9 protein-coding genes are annotated in these 4,967 nt (G+C 39.4%); 2 read left to right on the top strand and 7 right to left on the bottom strand.

The genetic code is table 11. From position 1 onward, the window contains the following. Nucleotides 1-51: 51 nt before the first annotated feature. From Xbed_RS17800 to Xbed_RS17820, 5 genes are all read right to left on the bottom strand, one after another. On the bottom strand, nucleotides 52-453 hold the full coding sequence (locus tag Xbed_RS17800) for a hypothetical protein (protein WP_086114179.1): 402 nt from the start codon (nucleotides 451-453) through the stop codon (nucleotides 52-54). Nucleotides 454-630: 177 nt separating this feature from the next. Then, nucleotides 631-981, bottom strand: coding sequence for a hypothetical protein (locus Xbed_RS17805; RefSeq protein WP_086114180.1), 351 nt, complete (start codon nucleotides 979-981; stop codon nucleotides 631-633). Next, complete coding sequence (locus tag Xbed_RS17810) at nucleotides 978-1,280, bottom strand: hypothetical protein (RefSeq protein WP_086114181.1); 303 nt, start codon at nucleotides 1,278-1,280, stop codon at nucleotides 978-980. Before Xbed_RS17810 ends, Xbed_RS17805 begins: the two co-directional genes overlap by 4 nt. 192 nt (nucleotides 1,281-1,472) lie before the next feature. After that, a complete protein-coding gene (locus Xbed_RS20770; RefSeq protein WP_086114182.1) occupies nucleotides 1,473-2,294 on the bottom strand; it encodes a BRO-N domain-containing protein in 822 nt (273 codons plus the stop codon). Nucleotides 2,295-2,323: 29 nt separating this feature from the next. After that, the gene (locus Xbed_RS17820; RefSeq protein ID WP_139837532.1) at nucleotides 2,324-2,506 is read right to left on the bottom strand and encodes a CopG family ribbon-helix-helix protein; all 183 of its coding nucleotides are present in this window, start codon (nucleotides 2,504-2,506) and stop codon (nucleotides 2,324-2,326) included. Between the two features lie 91 nt (nucleotides 2,507-2,597). On the opposite strand from Xbed_RS17820, the gene Xbed_RS17825 reads away from it, so the two are divergent. Beyond that, nucleotides 2,598-2,870, top strand: a complete 273-nt coding sequence (locus tag Xbed_RS17825; protein ID WP_086114184.1) for an Arc family DNA-binding protein — start codon at nucleotides 2,598-2,600, stop codon at nucleotides 2,868-2,870. A 320-nt stretch (nucleotides 2,871-3,190) separates the two neighbouring features. Here the strand turns inward: Xbed_RS17825 and Xbed_RS20015 are convergent, their stop codons facing one another. Continuing rightward, the gene (locus tag Xbed_RS20015; RefSeq protein WP_208612271.1) at nucleotides 3,191-3,955 is read right to left on the bottom strand and encodes a phage antirepressor KilAC domain-containing protein; all 765 of its coding nucleotides are present in this window, start codon (nucleotides 3,953-3,955) and stop codon (nucleotides 3,191-3,193) included. Between the two features lie 99 nt (nucleotides 3,956-4,054). Further along, nucleotides 4,055-4,234, bottom strand: coding sequence for a hypothetical protein (locus Xbed_RS19550; RefSeq protein ID WP_139837533.1), 180 nt, complete (start codon nucleotides 4,232-4,234; stop codon nucleotides 4,055-4,057). A 113-nt stretch (nucleotides 4,235-4,347) separates the two neighbouring features. Here Xbed_RS19550 and Xbed_RS17840 point away from each other — a divergent pair, with 113 nt between their 5' ends. Further along, nucleotides 4,348-4,719 (top strand): Arc family DNA-binding protein, encoded by a 372-nt coding sequence (locus Xbed_RS17840; protein ID WP_086114185.1) that lies wholly within the window; start codon nucleotides 4,348-4,350, stop codon nucleotides 4,717-4,719. Nucleotides 4,720-4,967 lie beyond the last annotated feature (248 nt).

Raw genomic sequence — 4,967 nt, forward strand, 5'->3', positions numbered from 1 at the left:
CTAACCACCCTAAGTCTGTTTCTTGACTCCAATCTAGCATCAACTGTAACGTTATTCATTTACAAGACTCACTTTAAAGTAGGCCTCATTCTTATCAATCTCCTCATTATTGACCAGAATGCCAACCTTAACAAAATATGTGCCCTCGTATGAGAGCTTAGCCTTAAGAAAACTGAGCCTGATAGATGCCGCGATATCATTTGGCTTTCCCTGCGTATCTTCCGTTTTCATCCAAAAGCCTTTTTTATCACATACTTCTATTTGGTTCGAATCCGCAATCCTAAACAACTGACTTTGTATGTAATACGGTTCATCATGCTTCAGGTTAATCATGAAAACCTTGAAATGGAAATCGACAATAAATGGTAACTCTTCGCAGTCAAAAACAAGCAACGGCTGTTCATCGCTATCAGGATTATACGGGTGAATAAACGCTATTTTTTCATTACTCATTGCTTCCCCCAACGTTAAACATTTTCTACATTTAACCACTGAGATAATGATAAGTGTTACTGATTATTTGATCAGCAATCTCAGAAAGTGTGAGGGGGATTTACAGAAGGTAGAGTAAAAGCACTGGCTGGCATAAATGAAAAACCCGCCGGAGCGGGTTCTTGGGTGGTCATTTAGTTAAGCTGCCTTGTGGCGTTTATTGGTCGATTTTCTTTTTTCACTTTTCATCGCCTTGCTGTGAGTTTCGGCGAGTATCCGTTTTTTCTCACTATTGGCAAAGCGGTTTAAAACCTGTCTGATCAATGGCTGATAACCCAAGCCACTAAGGTCAGCTATCATTTTCAAATCTTCTATCAGGGACTTATTCAGCCTAATTGAAATTGGCTGCAAATCCAGCGCATCATTAATCAAATCTTCCGTTATATCAGATACCTTAACGTGAGCCTCACTGCAACCAAGCTCACCGTTTTCCCATGCCTCATCAGTAGAAGCTATCAGGTCTGTTCGCTTATCAGTTTGTCTGCTCATTTCTCTGTTCCTAGGCCGTATTTTCTGTAAATTCTCAATTCATCTTCGTTAGGTGCATAGGCTGTTCTTATAGCTACCCCTTTATCAGGGTAATAAATAAAGACTACCTTTAATTTAACACCGTAATCAGTTTCAGATATAAACCACTTAGTTGGCGGGTCAGTTCTATTGTCTTCTCTTGTATCTTCAAGGAAGCACCCAACCCGATTAGAAAAGCACTGGAGTATATCCTCTTCATTAACAGGTGGGTTTTTACCTGCTAACTTCAATCTGACGTTGGATGATATTAAGAGTTTCATGTGCCAATGTCTTTAACCTATGGTTAATCTGTATATACAGAATACACTGTGAAAGAGAACTAAACAACTCAGAAAGACTCACGAAATGCTAATGAATTTTGTATCATCAATAGATAAAACATATTACTTGGCTGTAATATTTGTATATACAAAATAGAGAGGCGTTTTAGCCATCCGTGGCTTGGCTTGGTCTTAAGCGTTAAACTTATAACCTTCCAATGCCTTCATCATCGGCTGCATATCTTCTTTATGTATTAATAGATAACCAGCACGTTGAGCTATTTCCATAAAGTCATTTAAGGTTGATACATGGTGACTAGGTGTTAGCGCCTGAGAATAAAGTATCTCGCCGCGTTCAAGTTCCATCAGCAATCTACCAGTAAAGCCAGAGTAATTATTAGGAATTGGTAGCTCCTCTTTACCTAAAAACTCACCTTCAATCGCTTTAGTCGCCAGATACTCTATTGCTGAGGGAAGCTGATCATGATTTAGCTCATCAATATGATTAACACCGAACTCATGATGAACCATCTGGAACAGCTTTTTACTATTTAGCCCGTATTTGCCCATTAAAGTATTAACCAGACCACGAAGAGGTGTCCGATCTTGGACTGTGGTTTTGGTAACTTCTAAATGACTTTTTTCAACTTCCCGATCCAGAATATCCAACACCCATTTACGAAACTCTTTAGCAACACTCGTCTTAGAAAACATAGCGACCAGATGAGCGCCACGAAGAGAGAAGACTCTCACTGTTTTTTGTAAATTATCTTCGTAACCCTTTGATTTCTTCGAGACACTCAATTTGAGGGTCTCGGTCATGGCTGAGGTAAACTCATCAGAATTACGCTCATAAATCTGAGTAACCGCATCTGATTTTTTATATTCCAATGCCTTTGCTAACTCAACGGCAGTAAACCAGATTTTGTTGGCATAGGTTACTGGATTAAACACTGTACTACGGAAAGTTAACTGATTAGTGTTATTCGTTTTGCTAATTGCTATACTACTCATGTCGGTTACCTCGATAAGTTTCTGACAAATTAGAAGCCCTGATTGCCTGCACGCGTTGGGGCTTCGCTGTTTCTGTCTATGTATTCTTTAAGTGCTTTAACGATTACATAGTTCATAGATCTATCTTGTATACTTGCAATGTTCTTCAAACTTTCCCTTACTTCACTAGGCATCCTAATATTTACTTGTGGTGGTCTTCCTATATTACTCATGGCTCCTCCGTATGATATAGCCATTGGCTACTATTGATAGGCTAGTAGTTAATGGCTACCATGTCAACAATTTATTAATGAGATTTTATCTATGAGTCGTGACCCACAAATTAACATTAGATTGCCTCAAGACCTGAAAGAGTTAGTTCAGGAAATGGCATCGGATAATAAGCGGTCTGTAAACGCTGAGATTATCGCTGCTCTGCTCAATGCGGTCAGAAATCATAAAATAATCACTCAGGGACAATCATCATCGGAATTATCTCAAGAATCAAAGGATTGCCTCATTAAGCGCGAAATATTAGAAGAAATTGCGAAGCTCGCCGCAGAAAAAGCAGTGAGGCTTGAAAGAAATGAAAAATAACCCCGAATAGGGTTGGTGTTTTGCGCTTGGTTAATTGCTATACTTGTCATGTCTATATTCCTCGGTAGGTATTAGACGTTTTACAAGAAGCCCCTGACTATTCCAGTAGTTGGGGGCTTCGCCGTTTTGGAGCGACACTATTTATTACGTTATTGTAACGTTTTGTAAAGGAACTTAGCCGCGAATTGCGAGACGCTTCGAATATTCAACTATTTATACGCGCATTACGAGTAATTAACTATTGTTAGTACTGTTGATTATTGGTAAATTAGTTATTCCTCTTAAAAAGATCATTGTTTCGCCGTCCTTGGCGTCAGTCCTTAAGCCGCTTTCTTCACGCTCAACATCTTCGCTAGCTTGGAAATTCCTTTTGCAGTCACAAGAACCTGCTCACAAACTCTCTCGGTTCCATCATCTTTAGCGACAATAGTTATTTTGTGCTCCAATAGCCCTTGCTGTAACTTGTCCTGATAACCAATCCAGTTCTTTTTACCCAAACGGCGATAAATCCACTTGTTTGAAGATAGGGTATTGAAAAGAGTTTTAGGATTAATTTGTAGGTGTTTCGCAGTATCGGTAATGCACATACTGCCAGTCGCTTTTTTGGCTATGCGATCAAATGCGTCTACATCTGGTTTCATGTCCGCAACTTGACCCTCCAGCGCAATCACTTTCTCGGTGTAGGTAAGGAGTATTCCACGCAGCGCGTCGGGATCTCTAAGTACCTTCATTGGGTCAACAGAAACAGACGCTAACTTACCAGAACGGTAATCAATAAAAGTTTGGTTGACCTGCAAACGGAACTTCGGAGAGATCCATCCTGCGTATTCAACAGCTAAAAGTTCATGTGCGAAAGTGCCGCCAGACTTGCCTTCTGAGCTAACTAGACAAATTTGTCCAGTTTGGTTTTCTAACTCAGAAATCAAATCCTTTGCTGTTTTGTTGCGAAAGAACTTAGCTGGCGCTTTTTCTTCCCCAAGTCCACTCGCCTTATGAAGCGCATTCAGGTTAAAACGGCCTTCTGCATCGGTAGTGATTTCTACGCCCGCAATGACAGGAAGGTTTTTATTTGCTACATTATTCATATTGTCACTCTCTGTTATGGGTTGACATAATCTTTAATTACTTTCCACAGCTTGAAGGTTTGGAAGCCCCCGATGGTTGCCGCCGTTGGGGTTTCGCCTTTATTGCGCCACACTTCTTGCCCTCTCACTTACATACCAAGCTAGCGCCTGATTCAAAACTGAATTTTTCGAAATACCATCTTGTTCAGATAACAGACAAACTTGTTCCCTTAGGAACTTCGTTGTTCTTAGTTGCATTACTTCACTTTTCTTTTTTGTATTTGCATTAACACTCATCACTTTTTGCTCCATATCAATAGTGTCATAATGACATGATGTCAGTATGACATGCATTTACATGATGTCAATATGCTATTACCATCTATTTAGAGATCACTTAGAAGGTAATGAAAATGGCAAAAAAACCTGTAGCAGCTCAAGATAAATTCATGCTCAGATTGCCCGATGGCATGAGAGAGGTTATTGCCAAAAGAGCAGATGGAAATGGCAGGTCAATGAATTCAGAGATTGTCCAAATTTTGCAAGATACTCTATATGGCGGTGTATCTATGCCTATGAATGAAGAATTTACCCGTGTTTACATAAGCGTAATCGAAAATGATTGCCATGATGAAAAAGGCAATTTTAGCTATGATAAGTTTGATAAAAATAATGAAAAAATAGACTGGCTGATAGAACGGTTTATGGAACGAATAGATAGCGATAGCCAGAAGTTCAAGAAGTTATTAAACTTGAAAAAAGAACTTACCAAACAAAGGCCGTAGAGCAAATCTAACAACCTACTGATTTTATTCAATTGTTCTGTATTAGAACAATTAGAATTACATTTTACGAAATGGGCTAACACAACAAAAAAGCCCCGTAGGGGCTTTGTGTCTTCCTCATGTAGAGGATTAGCAAAAGTAACTAGGCGGCACAAATGGAAAACCCGCTGGGACGGGTTTAGGCTATTTTTGATTTGGTCATTTCTGTGATTTTTTCGAATACTTTTTTGCTTGTGGCTATTGCCATT

The organism is Xenorhabdus beddingii, assembly GCF_002127545.1.
Lineage (GTDB): Bacteria > Pseudomonadota > Gammaproteobacteria > Enterobacterales > Enterobacteriaceae > Xenorhabdus > Xenorhabdus beddingii.

Bases quoted from the DNA above. Each gene is read 5' to 3' on its own strand.
- Xbed_RS17800 (WP_086114179.1), bottom strand. From the start codon at position 453: ATGAGTAATGAAAAAATAGCGTTTATTCACCCGTATAATCCTGATAGC.
- Xbed_RS17805 (WP_086114180.1), bottom strand. From the start codon at position 981: ATGAGCAGACAAACTGATAAGCGAACAGACCTGATAGCTTCTACTGAT.
- Xbed_RS17810 (WP_086114181.1), bottom strand. From the start codon at position 1,280: ATGAAACTCTTAATATCATCCAACGTCAGATTGAAGTTAGCAGGTAAA.
- Xbed_RS20770 (WP_086114182.1), bottom strand. From the start codon at position 2,294: ATGAGTAGTATAGCAATTAGCAAAACGAATAACACTAATCAGTTAACT.
- Xbed_RS17820 (WP_139837532.1), bottom strand. From the start codon at position 2,506: ATGAGTAATATAGGAAGACCACCACAAGTAAATATTAGGATGCCTAGT.
- Xbed_RS17825 (WP_086114184.1), top strand. From the start codon at position 2,598: ATGAGTCGTGACCCACAAATTAACATTAGATTGCCTCAAGACCTGAAA.
- Xbed_RS20015 (WP_208612271.1), bottom strand. From the start codon at position 3,955: ATGAATAATGTAGCAAATAAAAACCTTCCTGTCATTGCGGGCGTAGAA.
- Xbed_RS17840 (WP_086114185.1), top strand. From the start codon at position 4,348: ATGGCAAAAAAACCTGTAGCAGCTCAAGATAAATTCATGCTCAGATTG.